16 protein-coding genes and 3 pseudogenes are annotated in these 16,611 nt (G+C 40.4%); 2 read left to right on the plus strand and 17 right to left on the minus strand.

Annotated features, from left to right (window positions below):
- The coding region (locus VZ94_RS05780; RefSeq protein WP_045778511.1) for a methane monooxygenase/ammonia monooxygenase subunit C at positions 1–550 on the minus strand (550 nt) is incomplete at its 3' end.
- 266 nt (positions 551–816) lie between these two features.
- Between VZ94_RS05780 and VZ94_RS05785 the strand changes: the two genes are divergently transcribed.
- The gene (locus VZ94_RS05785) at positions 817–1,257 is read left to right on the plus strand and encodes a hypothetical protein (RefSeq protein WP_045778512.1); all 441 of its coding nucleotides are present in this window, start codon (positions 817–819) and stop codon (positions 1,255–1,257) included.
- A 73-nt stretch (positions 1,258–1,330) separates the two neighbouring features.
- On the opposite strand, the pseudogene glmS reads toward VZ94_RS05785, so the two are convergent.
- The 12 genes and pseudogenes from glmS to VZ94_RS05840 all read right to left on the minus strand — a co-directional run bounded on the left by glmS (position 1,331) and on the right by VZ94_RS05840 (position 11,450).
- A pseudogene (glmS, locus tag VZ94_RS05790) lies at positions 1,331–3,161 on the minus strand (glutamine--fructose-6-phosphate transaminase (isomerizing)).
- A 1-nt stretch (position 3,162) separates the two neighbouring features.
- Complete coding sequence (locus tag VZ94_RS31690; RefSeq protein ID WP_338040260.1) at positions 3,163–3,696, minus strand: DapH/DapD/GlmU-related protein; 534 nt, start codon at positions 3,694–3,696, stop codon at positions 3,163–3,165.
- Entirely contained in the window at positions 3,686–4,531 is an 846-nt protein-coding gene (locus VZ94_RS31695) for a sugar phosphate nucleotidyltransferase (RefSeq protein WP_338040261.1), read from the minus strand. The genes VZ94_RS31690 and VZ94_RS31695 overlap by 11 nt, the downstream gene beginning before the upstream one ends.
- Positions 4,532–4,606: 75 nt before the next feature.
- Positions 4,607–5,029 carry a F0F1 ATP synthase subunit epsilon gene (locus VZ94_RS05800; protein ID WP_045778513.1) on the minus strand — a complete coding sequence of 141 codons (423 nt, stop codon included), beginning with the start codon at positions 5,027–5,029 and terminating at the stop codon, positions 4,607–4,609.
- Positions 5,030–5,055: 26 nt separating this feature from the next.
- On the minus strand, positions 5,056–6,441 hold the full coding sequence (gene atpD / locus VZ94_RS05805; RefSeq protein WP_045778514.1) for a F0F1 ATP synthase subunit beta: 1,386 nt from the start codon (positions 6,439–6,441) through the stop codon (positions 5,056–5,058).
- Positions 6,442–6,480: 39 nt separating this feature from the next.
- Complete coding sequence (gene atpG, locus VZ94_RS05810; RefSeq protein WP_045778515.1) at positions 6,481–7,350, minus strand: F0F1 ATP synthase subunit gamma; 870 nt, start codon at positions 7,348–7,350, stop codon at positions 6,481–6,483.
- 13 nt (positions 7,351–7,363) lie between these two features.
- A pseudogene (atpA, locus tag VZ94_RS05815) lies at positions 7,364–8,906 on the minus strand (F0F1 ATP synthase subunit alpha).
- Positions 8,907–8,921: 15 nt separating this feature from the next.
- Entirely contained in the window at positions 8,922–9,455 is a 534-nt protein-coding gene (locus tag VZ94_RS05820; RefSeq protein WP_045778516.1) for a F0F1 ATP synthase subunit delta, read from the minus strand.
- 5 nt (positions 9,456–9,460) lie between these two features.
- Positions 9,461–9,935, minus strand: a pseudogene (locus tag VZ94_RS05825) (F0F1 ATP synthase subunit B).
- A gap of 41 nt (positions 9,936–9,976) precedes the next feature.
- Positions 9,977–10,261 carry a F0F1 ATP synthase subunit C gene (gene atpE / locus VZ94_RS05830; RefSeq protein WP_045778517.1) on the minus strand — a complete coding sequence of 95 codons (285 nt, stop codon included), beginning with the start codon at positions 10,259–10,261 and terminating at the stop codon, positions 9,977–9,979.
- A gap of 42 nt (positions 10,262–10,303) precedes the next feature.
- A complete protein-coding gene (gene atpB / locus VZ94_RS05835) occupies positions 10,304–11,080 on the minus strand; it encodes a F0F1 ATP synthase subunit A (RefSeq protein ID WP_045778518.1) in 777 nt (258 codons plus the stop codon).
- A gap of 22 nt (positions 11,081–11,102) precedes the next feature.
- Positions 11,103–11,450 (minus strand): ATP synthase subunit I, encoded by a 348-nt coding sequence (locus VZ94_RS05840; protein WP_045778519.1) that lies wholly within the window; start codon positions 11,448–11,450, stop codon positions 11,103–11,105.
- 249 nt (positions 11,451–11,699) lie between these two features.
- Between VZ94_RS05840 and VZ94_RS05845 the strand changes: the two genes are divergently transcribed.
- On the plus strand, positions 11,700–12,491 hold the full coding sequence (locus VZ94_RS05845; RefSeq protein WP_338040262.1) for a DUF2797 domain-containing protein: 792 nt from the start codon (positions 11,700–11,702) through the stop codon (positions 12,489–12,491).
- Positions 12,492–12,583: 92 nt separating this feature from the next.
- On the opposite strand, the gene cysN is transcribed toward VZ94_RS05845, so the two are convergent.
- The 4 genes from cysN to VZ94_RS33085 all read right to left on the minus strand — a co-directional run bounded on the left by cysN (position 12,584) and on the right by VZ94_RS33085 (position 16,610).
- A complete protein-coding gene (cysN, locus tag VZ94_RS05850) occupies positions 12,584–14,215 on the minus strand; it encodes a sulfate adenylyltransferase subunit CysN (RefSeq protein ID WP_045778521.1) in 1,632 nt (543 codons plus the stop codon).
- 35 nt (positions 14,216–14,250) lie between these two features.
- On the minus strand, positions 14,251–15,159 hold the full coding sequence (gene cysD, locus VZ94_RS05855; RefSeq protein WP_045778538.1) for a sulfate adenylyltransferase subunit CysD: 909 nt from the start codon (positions 15,157–15,159) through the stop codon (positions 14,251–14,253).
- A 91-nt stretch (positions 15,160–15,250) separates the two neighbouring features.
- Positions 15,251–16,132: a glutamate ligase domain-containing protein gene (locus tag VZ94_RS33080; protein WP_439097702.1), complete on the minus strand. Its 882-nt coding sequence runs from the start codon at positions 16,130–16,132 to the stop codon at positions 15,251–15,253.
- On the minus strand, positions 16,107–16,610 hold the full coding sequence (locus VZ94_RS33085; protein WP_439097703.1) for a Mur ligase domain-containing protein: 504 nt from the start codon (positions 16,608–16,610) through the stop codon (positions 16,107–16,109). Before VZ94_RS33085 ends, VZ94_RS33080 begins: the two co-directional genes overlap by 26 nt.
- Position 16,611 lies beyond the last annotated feature (1 nt).

Raw genomic sequence — 16,611 nt, forward strand, 5'->3', positions numbered from 1 at the left:
TATATTGTAAAGACAAACCTTGTTGATAGGTTGGCAATCTAGTTTTTTTTGCATACAAGAATGAAGCAAAACCAGTAATGATGTAGATTGGATAGCTTAAATAGAATTCGATGATATGGCTTGGAGTAAAGTCAGTATCACGAACAATAGTTTGATGCCAAGTACCATCTTGTTCAGTGAAATAGCTTGCACCGAAGTAGATAGCGATACCGTACATAACCAACCATGTCCAGTGTGTCATATGTCTTCTTAACTCTTCTCTTGGAGTAATTGACATTACTTTACGATCACGAGTTTTCCAAATATAACCCCATAAGATACCAGCTGTAGTTACTTCCAATACGAATTCGATGTATAAGAAGTTCATCCAGTATGTTTCAAACTCTGGCGCGAAAGAATCTAAGCCAGCTGACCAGCCGTAAACGCCTTCATACCAGCGTACCCAAGCGTAGAATACACAGTAAAGTGCAGCGCCTAGGAACATATTTTTCTTATTTAATAGCGGTGCTTCCGCAGCATCAGCTTTCACTGATTCAGTTGTAGCTGCCATTTCTATCTCCTAAAATTTATTAACCTTAGATTTCTCTAAGAAAAGATATATTAATTCCTTTATGCCGCATTCTTACCCGTTTAGGGCTAAGAAAGACACCAAGTCTATTTGGTGAGCCGACAGTCTACCAGTTCACACAGCCCTGTCAAGTCAAAAAAAATTTATACACAGCATTTGTTTTTTTTAGGCCAATCACTCACAATATCCAAATGTCGTTTTCCGCTCTAACTTTTTTGTTTCTCAATCACCTGTTAACAACAACTAAAATGAAAGACTTTTTTAAAAAACATCGAATACTCGCTATTTTGCTCGCATTGTCTGCATTGTTGCTTACACAATATAAAGCCGTCATGCCGTTTGTTTACTATGTCGTTTCCTCAGATTTATTTTTGGTTGATAGCAATGACAAAGCTAGTCAATTACCTATTTCTAATGACATGACTAACCTTGCATTTACTATTTGCAATGACAACATTCGAGCTAAAACCGGTAATAATCAAATTACTTTCCCCCAAAAACCAAGCAATTCCTGGAGCTTTGGTAACTACCAATATTTAATTAGCTCTGAGTACACTATTACTGACCAGTCAACTAATCAACTCACTACCAAAAAATATACTTGCCGCATAACATACAAAAATGGAGATGACTTAAGCGGAAGCAACAACCCTGACAACTGGTCATTAGATGGAATTGACGGCATATAACTAAAAATACTCGTTATCATTTCATTACGAGCAGGATGTAGCAGCATCCTGCATTGAATCAAATCTTTTACTTCTATTCTACAGTCACTGATTTAGCTAAAATTTCTAGGCTGATCAACATCAGTACCCTTTAAGACTGCCACATAGTATGCTAGGAGCTGTAAAGGTACGGCATAAATAATCGCAGACACCTCATCTTCAACGCTAGGAACCTTAATTATCTTTAGATTAACATCATCATTTGGCACTAACTGCTCATCCATAAATACGATTAACTGACCACCTCTAGCACTTACCTCTTGTATATTCGATTTCAGTTTCTCCAATAAGCTGTTGTTAGGCGCAACGGTTACTACAGGCATATCACTATCCACTAATGCCAAAGGCCCATGTTTCAACTCACCTGCTGGATAGGCTTCTGCATGAATGTAAGATATTTCTTTTAATTTTAATGCACCCTCCATTGCAATAGGATAATGCGCTCCCCGCCCAAGAAATAATGCATGATGTTTTTCGGAAAATTGCTCTGCCATTATTTTAATTTCCCCATCCAATGCTAAGACATTTCTCACCATGGCAGGCAAATTAGCTAACTCACTAGATAACTTTGCTTCTAAATTTTTAGGCAGCTTAAATCTTCGCCCAATAACAATCACTAGCAACAAAAGCACTGTTAACTGAGTTACAAAAGCTTTTGTTGACGCAACTCCAATTTCTGGCCCCGCATTAGTTTGAATTACTAAATCAGACGCTCGTCCCAAAGAACTTTCTAATACATTACAGATAGTTATGGCGTACTTAGCGCCTAAACGCCTTGCTTCACCTAATGCAGCGATTGTGTCAGCCGTTTCTCCCGACTGCGATATTGTAATAATTAACGTATCTTTGCTTAGCACAGGACTACGGTATCGATATTCACTAGCAATTTCAACATTACACGGAACACCTGCAAATCCTTCAAACCAATACCTGGCGACTAACCCAGCATGAAAGCTTGTGCCACAAGCTATAATTTGTATAGATTTAATATAGTCAAATATTTCAGATGCACTATGGCCTAAAGCCTGCTCACTAACTCGCCCATTTATAATTTTTCCTTCTATAGTTCTAGCAATCGCATCAGGCTGCTCGTGGATTTCTTTCAACATATAATGTCGATAATTTCCTTTATCTACCGCATCTAAGCTCAAGCTAGTTTGCTTAATCTCGCGTGTAACACAATTTCCTTTAGCATCAATAATTTTGACAGCATCTAGTTTAATTTCCGCAATATCACCATCCTCTAAAAATATAAAACGTTGCGTCACCGGTAGTATTGCAGCAACATCAGAGGCAACAAAGTATTCACCTATACCTACACCAATAACCAACGGACTACCTTTTCTACATACCACTAACGTATCACAATGCTGTTGGCAGATTATAGCAAGCGCATAAGCACCTTCTAGCTTATTCGTGGCTTTTAATACAGCGCTTATGAAAGAATTTTCGGTTTTTAACTCTTCATAAATTCCATGTACAATCACTTCTGTATCCGTCTGCGACGTAAACTCATAGCCTCTTTCTAACTGCAACTCCTTTAATTGTGCGTAATTTTCTATAATTCCATTATGCACAACAGCAACTTTTAAGCCGCTCATGTGCGGATGGGCGTTAGCTGTGCTCGGCTTACCATGCGTCGCCCATCGGGTATGGGCAATGCCAATATTTCCGCTTATAGGCTCTTCTTTTATCAATGCCTCTAAACTACTCACTTTACCAACTTCTCTCTTTCGCTTTATAACACTGCTTTCAATTACAGCCAATCCTGCGGAATCGTATCCACGATATTCAAGCCTTCTTAATCCCTCAAGTAAAATGGGAACTACATTTCTTTGTGCAATTCCAGCAACAATGCCACACATGCTATTTTTCCTTTTTCGGTCTTTGCCAATTTGATATAGAAACTTGCTTGGCTCTGCTTAAGGTTAATTGATTTTCGGGGCTATTTTTAGTGATTGTTGACCCCGCGCCAATCGTTGCGTTACTACCAACCACAACCGGCGCAACTAATTGCGTATCTGAGCCAATAAATGCACCATCGCCTATAATAGTGTGATGTTTATTAACACCGTCATAATTACAGGTAATCGTTCCCGCACCAATATTGACTTGGCACCCAACAGTGGCATCTCCCACGTAACTTAAATGATTTATTTTAGACTCATTTGCAACAGATGCTTTTTTAAGTTCAACAAAATTTCCAATATGCACATTGCTACCTAGAATCGTATCTGGCCTTAACCTTGCGTAAGGACCAATACGACAACCATCCCCTACTACTGCATTTTCAACTACGCAATTAGCTTGAATTTGGACATTATTATGAATAATAGAATTTTTTATAACTGTATTTGGGCCAATATAAACATTGTCTCCAATTGAAGCACTACCTTTCAATGATTACATTTACATCTATTTCGACATCTTGCCCGATATGCGTTAACTCCCCTCTTAAATCAAATCTCGTCGCATCTCTAATTGTAACACCTTGACTCATCAAGGTTTCTGCTTGTTTATTTTGATAAATCCGCTCAAGCTGATGTAACTGAACTTTTGTATTAACCCCTAATACTTCATAATCAAACTCGGGCTGAACCGATGCCACATCAACCCCATCAGTAACCGCTAATTGAATAATGTCAGTTAAATAATATTCCCCTTGTGCATTGAGATTATTGAGGCAAGCTAGCCAAGACTTAAGCTTATTACCAGGAACCGCCATAATCCCTGTGTTAACCTCCTTAATTGACCTCTCTTCTGAAGTTGCATCTTTTTCTTCAATAATTTTAATTATCTGATTATTAGTATTTCTAACAATGCGGCCGTACCCATAAGGATTTTCGACATTCATAGTGATTAATGCGATTGACTGAACAGAAACTTTAGCAATCAATTTCTCTAATGTCGCCTTAGCAATTAACGGCACATCACCAAATAAAACCAATACAATTGAATCATCTTCTAACACATCTTGAGCCTGCATAACTGCATGTCCCGTTCCAAGCTGCTCGACCTGTAAAATCCATTTAGCAGCAATTTCTGAGTGTGCATTTATTATTTGCTCTCCACCAAAGCCATAAATTATATAAATATCATTTCCCTGAAGCGCTGTTGCCGTACTCCATACATGCATAAGCATTGACTTTCCTGCAATCGAATGCATAACCTTTGGCAACTTAGAATACATTCGCGTTCCTTTTCCAGCAGCTAATATTAATGTTTGCAATTTCATTATTTTTTCCCCAAAAAAAACCCGATAGCGAAAACGTTATCGGGCTTTAACTATAATCAAAAAAATCAAAACTAATTAATCACCGCGTTTACGCAACCTCTCAAGCGTTCTTAATTGCATCACGGCCTGAATTAACTGAGCATGAGCAGCCTCATAATCAATTGCACCTGATTTATCCGCCAAAGACTCTTCAGCCCTAGCTTTAGCCTCAAGAGCCGCCGCTTCATCAATATCTTTAGCTCTTATTGCGGTATCCGCAAGAATTGTTACTAAATGAGGCTGTACTTCAAGAATCCCACCAGAGATAAAAAAAGGAAAACTTTCTTTATCACTGACTTTAACGCGCACTTCGCCTGGCTTTAATTTAGATAAAAAAGGCGCATGTCTAGGCGCTATACCAACTTCACCAAGCTCAGCAGGAGCGAAGACCATCTCCGCTAAACCAGAAAAAACTTCTTGCTCAGCGCTTACGATGTCCACATGTACTGTCATTGTCATAAGAATTACCCGGCCTTGTATTATGATTAAGCAGCCTGCATTGCTTTTGCTTTTTCTAATGCCTCGTCAATTGTGCCTACCATGTAAAAAGCTTGCTCTGGCACAGAGTCATATTCACCGTTGATAATACCTTTAAAACCAGCAATCGTGTCTTTTAGCGAAACATACTTACCAGGAGACCCGGTAAAGACTTCTGCCACGAAGAAAGGTTGTGATAAGAAGCGTTGTACTTTACGCGCTCTCGCCACCACTAATTTATCTTCTTCTGACAACTCATCCATGCCTAAGATAGCAATAATGTCGCGCAATTCTTTATAGCGTTGCAAAATACCTTGCACGCGTCTAGCAACATCATAATGCTCTTGACCTATTACTAATGGGTCTAACTGGCGGCTCGTAGAATCTAGCGGATCAATCGCAGGATAAATACCTAACTCAGCAATTTGACGTGATAAAACAACAGTTGCATCTAAATGCGCAAAGGTTGTCGCAGGTGATGGGTCAGTTAAATCATCAGCCGGAACATATACAGCTTGTATAGAAGTAATTGATCCTGTCTTTGTTGACGTAATACGCTCTTGTAACACACCCATTTCTTCAGCTAACGTCGGCTGATAACCTACAGCAGATGGCATACGACCTAATAAAGCCGATACTTCGGTACCTGCTAAAGTATAACGGTAAATATTATCGACAAAGAACAAGACATCGCGACCTTCATCACGGAAATACTCCGCCATGGTTAACCCTGTTAAAGCAACACGCAAGCGGTTACCTGGCGGCTCATTCATCTGACCATAAACTAACGATACTTTATCAATAACGTTGGAATCAGTCATTTCATGGTAAAAGTCATTACCTTCACGCGTTCTTTCACCAACACCAGCAAATACAGAATAACCACTATGCTCGATAGCAATGTTGCGGATTAACTCCATCATATTAACTGTCTTGCCAACACCAGCACCGCCGAATAAACCAACCTTACCGCCTTTAGCAAAAGGACATATTAAGTCAATGACTTTAATACCGGTTTCTAACAACTCGTTAGCTGCAGCTTGCTCGGAATAACTCGGTGCCGCGCGGTGTATTGCCCATCTGACTTTTTCGCCTACAGGCCCTTTTTCATCAATAGGCAGACCTAACACATTCATAATACGACCTAGAGTTTCCTGACCTACAGGAACCGAAATTGGCGCATTCGTATTTAATACAGTCAACCCTCTTTTTAAGCCGTCTGTACTACCCATTGCAATTGTTCTAACAACACCGTCACCGATTTGCTGTTGAACTTCTAGCACGATCTCAACGCCCTCAACGGTTAGCGCGTCATAAACTTTAGGTAGCTCTTCGCGAGAAAACTCTACGTCAACAACCGCACCGATAATCTGAACGATCTTACCCGAACTCATTTTGTGTCCTCTTTATTAACATATCTATATGCCTAGAGCTTAAACGGCAGCAGCACCGGCAACAATTTCTGAAATTTCCTGCGTGATAGCCGCTTGCCTAGCCTTGTTATAGACTAACTGCAATTCTTTAATCAATTTTCCAGCATTATCGGATGCGCTTTTCATTGCAACCATTCTTGCCGCTTGTTCACAAGCATTGTTTTCCACTAAACCCTGATAAACAATAGACTCAACATAACGTAACAACAAATGCTCTAACATTTCTTTCGCATCAGGCTCGTATATATAGTCCCAATGCCCACCACTTAAACCGTTTTCTATTTCACTAGCAACAACCGGCAACAATTTATCAACAACAGGCCTTTGAGTCATCGTATTAACAAACTCATTACTAACAACATAAAGTTCGTCAATCTTCCCTTGTCGATAAGCATCTAGCATGATATTGATAACCCCAACGACATCGCTCAAATGAGGTGTGTCACCAATTTTGCTAACATGACCTACAACTTTAAGACTCTTGATATTGCCAAAAAACGCAAATGCCTTCGCTCCTACCGTACAAATATCAACCTCGACAGATTGAGACTCCCACTGTATGAGTTGAGATAAAGTCTTCCTGAATAGATTTGCGTTTAAACCGCCGCATAAGCCACGATCCGAACTAATAATAATTAAGCCTACCCGCTTGACTTCTCTCTGTTGCAAAAAAGAATGCTTATATTCAGGATTAGCATGGGCCAAATGCTTGATAATCTGCCCAATTCTTTTCGCATAAGGCCTGCTGGCCTGCATCTTATCTTTAGTTTTTCTCATCTTACTCGCAGCAACCATCTCCATTGCGCGAGTAATTTTCTGGGTGTTTTTAATGCTGACTATTTTCGTGCGTATCTCTTTACCAACAGCCATCGCCTAACCCTTCTTACCAACTATGAGTATTCACGAAAGTCGTGATAGCTGTTTGCAAGCCATTTTTGATTTCGTCGTTATAATCACCTGTCGCATTAATCTTATCCATTAGCTCAGACTGCTCAGTCTTCATGTATAAATGTAATGCTGATTCAAATGCTAAAACCTTGCTTACTTCTATGGAATCTAAGAAGCCTTCGTTTGCTGCGAATAATGAAACAGCCATTTGCGCAACTGACATTGGCGAATATTGTGTTTGCTTCATTAATTCAGTAACTCGGCGTCCACGCTCGATTTGTTTACGTGTACTTTCATCTAAGTCCGAAGCAAAACTGAGCAAACGCTGCTAATTCACGATATTGAGCTAAGTCTAAACGGATACCGCCGCCTAATTTCTTAATAATCTTAGTTTGAGCAGCACCGCCAACCCGTGAAACAGATAAGCCAGCATTAACCGCAGGACGAATGCCTGAGTTGAATAAACCCGTTTCTAAAAATATTTGACCATCGGTAATTGAGATAACGTTGGTTGGAACGAATGCAGACACGTCCCCACCTTGAGTCTCAATAATAGGTAATGCCGTTAAAGACCCTGTTTTACCTTTGACTTTACCACCTGTTAGCTTCTCTACTTCGTCAGCATTAATTCTTGCAGCCCGCTCTAGCAATCTTGAGTGCAAATAGAAAACATCCCCTGGATATGCTTCACGCCCTGGTGGTCTTCTTAATAATAATGAGACCTGACGGTAAGCCCAGGCTTGCTTAGTTAAATCATCATAAATGATTAACGCATCTTCACCTATATCCCTAAAATACTCACCCATTGCACAGCCTGTATACGGTGCAATAAATTGCATAGCCGCAGACTCAGAGGCCGATGCCGCTACAACGATGGTATGTTCCATAGCACCGTGCTCTTCTAATTTCCTCACCACGTTTGCAATAGACGAACGTTTTTGGCCAATCGCAACATAGATACACTTAATCCCTGTACCTTTTTGGTTGATAATCGCATCAACTGCAATCGCTGTTTTACCAGTTTGTCTGTCGCCAATAATCAATTCGCGCTGACCACGCCCAATCGGAATCATAGAATCTATTGACTTTAAGCCAATTTGCACTGGCTGATCAACTGATTGTCTTGCAATTACCCCTGGAGCAATTTTCTCAATGGGCGAGGATTCTGTTGCATCTAACGAGCCTTTTCCATCGATTGGATTACCTAAGGCGTCAACCACTCGACCCAACAAGGACTCGCCAACAGGTACTTCTAAAATCCGTCCAGTACATTTGACAGTATCGCCTTCTGAGATATGTTGGTAAGCACCAAGCACAACAACACCGACAGAATCTCTTTCTAAGTTTAGCGCCATACCGAAGGTATTATCAGAAAATTCAAGCATCTCACCTTGCATTGCTGCAGACAGACCATGAACTCTTACAATGCCATCGGACACGCTGACTACAGTGCCTTCAGAATGAGCCTCAGAACTCAGATCGAAGTTTTCGATCTTCTTTTTAATCAGATCACTTATTTCAGATGGGTTTAATTGCATGTTAATTTCTCACTCTCACTGAAGAGTTTTTTGCATGTGTTGAAGCCGACCTTTAATTGAACCGTCAATTACTTTATCGCCCGCTCTTACTAAAATTCCGCCAATTAACGAATGATCGATGCGAACATTCATATTAATCGCTTTGCCAAATGCTTTTTCCAAGGTTATTTTTAAGTTTGCTCTAACATCATCTGAAAACTCAAAAGCTGTTGCAACATCCACATCAACATAGCCTTGTGCATTAGCTTTATAATCTTCAAATAATTCGACAATTTTCGGCATTAATAACAACCGTCCATTTTGAACTAAGAGACTTAAAAAATTAATCGTTTCAATACTCACCCGGCCTTCGCAACATTCACGTAACGCTACTATTAATTCCGGCTTACCAACTTTAGGATTATCCAGAAATAACTTAAGGTCTTTATCAGACAATACAGCTAACAACCCGTTAAGATCATTAGACCATTGTTCGATTTGCTGAGTCTCAACAGCTCTTTTGAACGCTGCCAATGCATACGGTCTTGCTAATGTGGCTAACTCGCTCATTACGCTTAACCTAATTGACTAGAAACTTTATTGATAATGTCTTGATGCTTGGTTTGATCAATTTCAGCACCTAGAATTTGTTCTGCAGCACTTAACGCTAAAACAGCGACTTCACTTCGCAAAGCTTCTTTAGTTTGTTGCAATTCTTGCTCAATCTGCGCTTTTGCCGCATGAATCAATCGCTCGCTTTCTTTTTTAGCGGTTTCTTTTGATTCTTCAACGATTTCATTTGCCCGTTTTTGCGCGAGATTAATGATTTCAGATGACTGCTCTTTCGCTTCTTTTATTACAGATTTCGCTTTTTTTTTCGGCCAGATGCATAGCTTCTTGGCCTTTCTCAGCGGCAGCTAGCCCTTCCGCAATTTTCTTTCTGCGCTCTTCTAGCGAAGCAAATAATGGCGGCCAGATGAACTTCATGGTAAACCACACCAGAAGCGCAAATGTAATCATTTGCCCAATCAGAGTTGCATTGATACTCACGATGCCATCCTCTTGTTGCTGTTAATTAAAATCAATCGGAATTAACCAGCCGCTGATGTCACTGCTGACAAGAACGGGTTTGCAAAGGTAAAGAATAATGCCAAACCAACGCCAATCATTGTTACCGCGTCTAATAAGCCCGCTACAACAAACATTTTAACTTGCAACATAGGCACCATTTCTGGCTGGCGAGCAGCGCCTTCCAAGAATTTACCGCCTAATAAACCGAAGCCAATCGCAGTACCTAATGCACCCATACCTAAAACCAAACCCACCGCAATAGCAGTCATGCCTTGCACATCCGCAATTAATTTTGCAATTTCCATGCTTCCTCCAAACGTCTTCAAGTTAAGTAAAAAAAGAGAATCTTAATGATCTTCGTGCGCCATACTTAGGTAGACGATTGTCAATACCATAAAAATAAAGGCCTGAAGAGTAATAATTAAAATATGAAAAATCGCCCACGGAAAACTTAGCGCTGGCTGAATATACCAAGGCAGTAAGGCAATTAAGATAAATATCAATTCACCGGCATATAAATTTCCAAATAACCGAAGACCTAACGAAATCGGCTTTGCGATTTCTTCGACGACTTTCAGCAACAAATTAAACGGCAGTAGCCAAGGACCGAAAGGCTGCATAGTCATCTCTTTTGTGAAGCCTATTACGCCTTTTATTTTAATGCTGTAAAAAATAATCAGAAAGAATACTGAAATTGACATGCCGAAGGTCGCGTTCAAATCGGTACTGGGCACTACTCTCAGATATTCGACCCCCATTAAAGAACCAATTAACGGCAGAATATCAACTGGGAATAAATCCATGAAATTCCATAAAAACACCCAGCAAAAAATGGTTAACGCTAATGGTGCTATTAACTGGCTACGACCATGAAACGTATCTTTAACTTGGTTATCAACAAACTCTATTAACATCTCGGCAAAACATTGCACTAATCCAGGCACACCTGTTGTTGCCTTATCTGCAGCTGTTTTAAAAAACCACAAAAATACAGCGCCTAACACCACAGAAAAAAACAAGGTATCTAAATGCAGAGTCCAAAATCCCTCACCTGCACTTAAAGTCGTTAAGTGGTGCAATATATATCCGGTTGCCCCTTCGGCAGCATGAGCTTCTGTTGCCATTGTTCCTCTCTAGTTCAATAAATTAACGCTGCAATAACGCAAACCAAAATACAGATAACACTGTCACATAACTTATGAACAGTGGCATAAATTCTAAATTAGACATTTGGAAGATAACAACAAACATCCCTGCTGTTATAAGTAATTTGCCAAATTCAGCCAGATAAAATGTGTTTAATATTTTCCTCGGCTCGCATGTATTAGATTTGCTAATACGAAAGGCAAAATATAAATTGGGTACAAAAGCAGATAAACCACCTAATATCGAGGAAACTGCCTTAGATTGACTCCCTGCAACGGCAAATCCTAGCGTCATAACCAATGTTATCAGTAATTGATAGACTAAAACCTTCCCCACTACAGAAGACATCCTATTGTCCCGCTCCAATTTCCAAACACAACATCTTGTTGATTATAGCCAGCTAGCTTAATTAAAGCAAGCACAAATAACCTTATGGGTCAAAGGGTTTATTATATCGAATTATCGCATTGACTTCAATTCCTAGTATGACTGTAGGATTTTTATATCAAGCGTTAACATTATCACTCGCTTTATGCCATGATAAAGTCACTTTAAATTTTTAAATAGACAATCATCATGCGCGGACACTTAAAAAAAATGCACAGTCTCTTAGACTCGCCTGTTCAATATCGTTTAATTTTAGGCGATGAAACCGTTGAATTAAATACTTTAATAAACACTCCGCTAAAGCTTATTCACACTAAACAAATACAATGCATTCATTGCAAGCGCAGCATTAAGAAAACATATAATCAAGGCTACTGCTACCCTTGTTTTATCTCTCTGGCTGAATGCGATATGTGCATAGTAAAACCCCATTTATGCCATTATGCTGCCGGCACATGCAGGAACGCCACATGGGGCGATGAATTTTGCAACCAACATCATATCGTTTATCTGGCTAATTCAAGCCATTTAAAAGTGGGCATTACGAGGCATTCACAGATTCCTACGCGATGGATAGATCAAGGCGCTAATCAAGCTTTACCCATCTTTAAATCTCGCTCTCGACATATCGCGGGATTAATTGAAATAGCCATTAGCCAACATATTAGCGATAAAACCCATTGGCAAAAAATGCTAAAAAGCGACGCCGAAACAATCGATTTAATTGCCTACCGCGAACAACTTGTTACGCTATGCCAACAAGAACTTTGCCATATCAACGAAACGCATGGCAACGATGCGTTTGAATTATTAAGCAATGACACAATAGTTGAAATTCGCTACCCGATTGAACAATATCCCACCAAAATCAAAGCCCTTGATTTTGATAAAAGCCCTGAAATAACAGGTACTTTACTTGGAATTAAAGGCCAATACTTATTACTAGATTCCGGCGTATTAAATATTCGCAAGTACACGGGTTACGAAATCGAGCTTAGCTAAGGCTAATCTCCAGCACAAGATAAATCCATCTCACGCAGCATTCATTCTTAAAGTCGCCTAAAAAATAGGGCGGAGAACCGCCCTATCATCACTCAAAAAATAATTTTTTGCTGCTTAAGCGCACTGTAAATATCGTCTATCGATTGCTGCGCAAGGTCAAAACGCAAATCTACACAGCCAGACTGACTATTGATGGCTATCACTAATAAACCAGCCGTTTTTAACGCTTTCAATGCCGATTCTTCACCACCGCCAGCTATCACAACCACGGCATGACCATTATCAAATAACTTTCTTTCTAACTGATAAGCGACAGTATCACTATCGGCGCCTGATAGCGAAATCACTGCAGGCTTCTGACTAAATCTTGCCAAGCGGTCTTCTGCAGTAACTGGCTTTTGTAAATCATCAACTTCAGACACACCGACAATCATGCCAGCACCGACTGTAACATTAGTCAGTCTATCAATAATAACAAACGATCCCGTGCCTTTGCTAAGTTTATAGGAATCAAATACAGCAGGCGCACCCAAACTTAATGTGCAACTACCAATTTCATTGAGCTTTAACTCATCGGCATCATGATGCTCTAAGGTATTAACATCAATACGATAATGAATAAATGCAACCGTACCTGACACGCTACGGGTCGCTAACTTAATGATATATTGCTTGCCTATAGTGAGAGCTTTTTCAGCCATCCAAACAATATCAGCCTTAAAACGATCAGCAACAATCGCCGACGTTTGTTCAACACCGACAATCATATCGCCGCGACTAATATCGATTTCATCAGCCATTGTTAACGTAACCGCCATAGGTGCAAATGCCTGATCCAATTCGCCCTCATAGGTGACAATTGACTTAATCGTACTGGTTTTGCCCGATGGTAATACAGTAATGCTGTCGCCTTTTTTAAACACACCTGATGCAATCGTGCCACAGAAACCACGGAAATCTAGGTTAGGACGATTCACATATTGCACTGGAAAACGCGCATTGCTGAAATCCCTATCGTTAACAATTGGCGTCGTATTTAATGCCTCCATTAATGGCACACCAGTAAACCAAGGCATATTAGCACTTGGATTTACGACGTTATCACCATCTAACGCGGACATAGGCAAGAAATAAACATCATGTAAATCTAACGCGTTAATAAACGCTAAGTAGTCGCTTTTAATACGATTAAAAACCTCTTCGCTGTAGCCAACCAAATCCATTTTATTGATGGCTACGATAACATGCTTAATGCCTAGCAACGAAGCGATAAAGCTATGCCGTTTAGTTTGGGTTTGTACACCGTAGCGAGCATCAATCAAAATAATCGCCAAATCACAGGTTGACGCCCCAGTCGCCATATTGCGTGTATACTGCTCATGCCCTGGTGTATCAGCAATAATAAATTTACGCGTTGATGTGGAGAAATAACGATACGCGACATCAATGGTAATTCCTTGTTCGCGCTCAGCCTGCAAGCCATCGACTAATAATGCTAAATCAATTTTACCCGCGCCTGTCGTGCCTGACTTGGCACTATCAACTTGTACAGCGGCTAATTGATCTTCATATATCATTTTTGAGTCATGCAATAAGCGCCCAATTAAAGTGCTTTTGCCGTCATCAACATTACCACAGGTTAAAAACCGCAGTAATTCTTTACGCTCATGTTGCGCTAAATATTCATTAATATCGGTACTGATTAATTCAGATTGATGTGACATAGTGGTGTGTGCTTCCGTAAACTGTAAAGTAAGGATTAAAAATAACCTTCGCGTTTTTTCTGTTCCATAGAACCGGCTTGATCATGGTCAATCAATCGGCCTTGACGCTCAGACGTCGTCGTCAATAACATTTCCTGGATAATTTCAGGCAATGTTGTCGCTGTTGACTCGACAGCACCGGTTAATGGGTAACACCCTAAAGTACGGAAACGCACCATTTTCATCTCGATTTTATCGTCTGGCCCAATAGGCATACGGTCATCATCGACCATAATCAACATACCATCTTTTTCGACGACAGGCCGCTCTTTAGCAAAATACAAAGGCACAATTGGAATTTTCTCTAAATGGATATATTGCCAAATATCTAATTCAGTCCAATTGGATAACGGAAACACCCGTATACTCTCACCTTTATCAATTTTTCCGTTATAAATATTCCATAATTCTGGACGTTGATTTTTAGGATCCCAGCGATGATTTTTATCTCTAAACGAGTAAACGCGCTCTTTTGCGCGTGATTTTTCTTCATCTCTACGTGCGCCACCAAAAGCCGCATCAAATTGATATTTGTTCAAGGCTTGCTTAAGTGAATCAGTCTTCATCACATCGGTATGTTTTTTGCTGCCATGCGTAAAAGGACCAATTCCTTGCTCAACACCTTCTTGATTAATATGAACTAATAATTCTAAGCCTAATTCATTTGCCATACGGTCGCGAAATTCAATCATTTCACGAAATTTCCAAGTGGTATCGACGTGTAGCAAAGGAAATGGCGGACGCCCTGGATAAAACGCCTTCATGGTTAAATGCAGCATAACGGCAGAATCTTTACCTATCGAATACAACATCACCGGCTTTTCAAACTCAGCCGCGACTTCTCGAATAATATGTATACTTTCAGCTTCCAGCTGTTTTAAGTGTGTTAATTTATAGTCGGTCATTGATAAATCCATCAGGTTTGGAATCAGTGCGCGCAATCATTGCCGCGCTAATAAAGTTTATTCTAAATCGTAGGCAGGGTTAATGCCAGCACTACTGCCCCACTACTATGGTTGGTAGTTTTTGATAAATCCCGCCAAAACCACCATTACTCATAATGACAATGTGCGCACCTTTACGCGCTTCCACTTGTAAGCGCTGTAAAATATCAGTTAGCGTCGCATACACTTCTAAGTTTGTTGCCCGCTTTTTTAATTGCGACACATCCCAATTCAAATCCGAAGGCTGAAATAAAATGGCTAAATCGGCATACTTTAGCGAATCTGCCAACGTTTCTGTATGTATACCTAGGCGCATAGTATTCGAGCGAGGCTCAACCACAGCAATAATTTTTTCATCACCCACTTGTTGGCGCAATCCATGTAGCGTCGTCGCAATCGCGGTAGGATGATGAGCAAAGTCATCATAGATTACAGTATTATCCGTTTTGAAAATCACTTCCATGCGTCGCTTAACATTTTGAAAAGCAGATAATGCGCTAATCGCAGCTTCGGGATTTACCCCTACACGACAAGCGGCAGCTAATGCCGATAATGCATTGCGTACATTATGATCGCCTGTTAACGCCCAGTTTACTTGACCCATGGAGCGGCTTTGATGATAAACCATAAATTGACTGCCATCCGGTTTTAGCTTATCCGCATACCAATCAGCGGCAGAGCTTAACCCTGTCGTTTTCCGCTCCGACCAACATCCCATTGATAGCACATCAGCAATATTATCATCATCTATAGGCGCGATAATACAGCCACTGCGCGGCACTGTTCGCACCAAATGATGAAACTGCTTTTTTATAGCCGCCAAATCAGGAAAAATATCAGCATGGTCGTATTCCAGATTATTCAAAATCGCCGTTTTAGGTCGATAGTGTACGAATTTAGAGCGTTTATCAAAAAAACGCCGAATCATACTCATCAGCCTCTATGACAAAAAAATCAGAAGCACCTAAACGCGCCGAAATACCAAAATTAAGCGGAATACCGCCAATTAAAAAGCCCGGTTCTAACCCTTGATGCTGTAAAATCCAGCTTAACATACTAGTAGTCGTGGTTTTACCATGCGTACCGGCTACCGCTAACACCTGTTTTTTGGCAAGCACATGTTCAGCCAACCATTGTGGTCCAGAGATATAAGGTAAGCCAGCATCTAACACGGCTTCGACCTCAGGATTGCCGCGCGACAGCGCATTACCAATCACCACGCAATCAGGTTTGTGCGCTATATTCTCAGCCTTATAACCCTCCATCACACGAATACCTTGTTCTGCTAACTGCGTACTCATTGGCGGATAAACATTTTGATCCGAGCCCGTAACTTGATAGCCTAGTTGCCTAGCCAGCACGGCCAAGCCACCCATAAACGTCCCACAAATACCTAAAATATGAACTTGCACG

The organism is Methylocucumis oryzae (assembly GCF_000963695.1).
In the GTDB taxonomy this organism is placed as follows: Bacteria; Pseudomonadota; Gammaproteobacteria; order Methylococcales; family Methylomonadaceae; genus Methylovulum; species Methylovulum oryzae.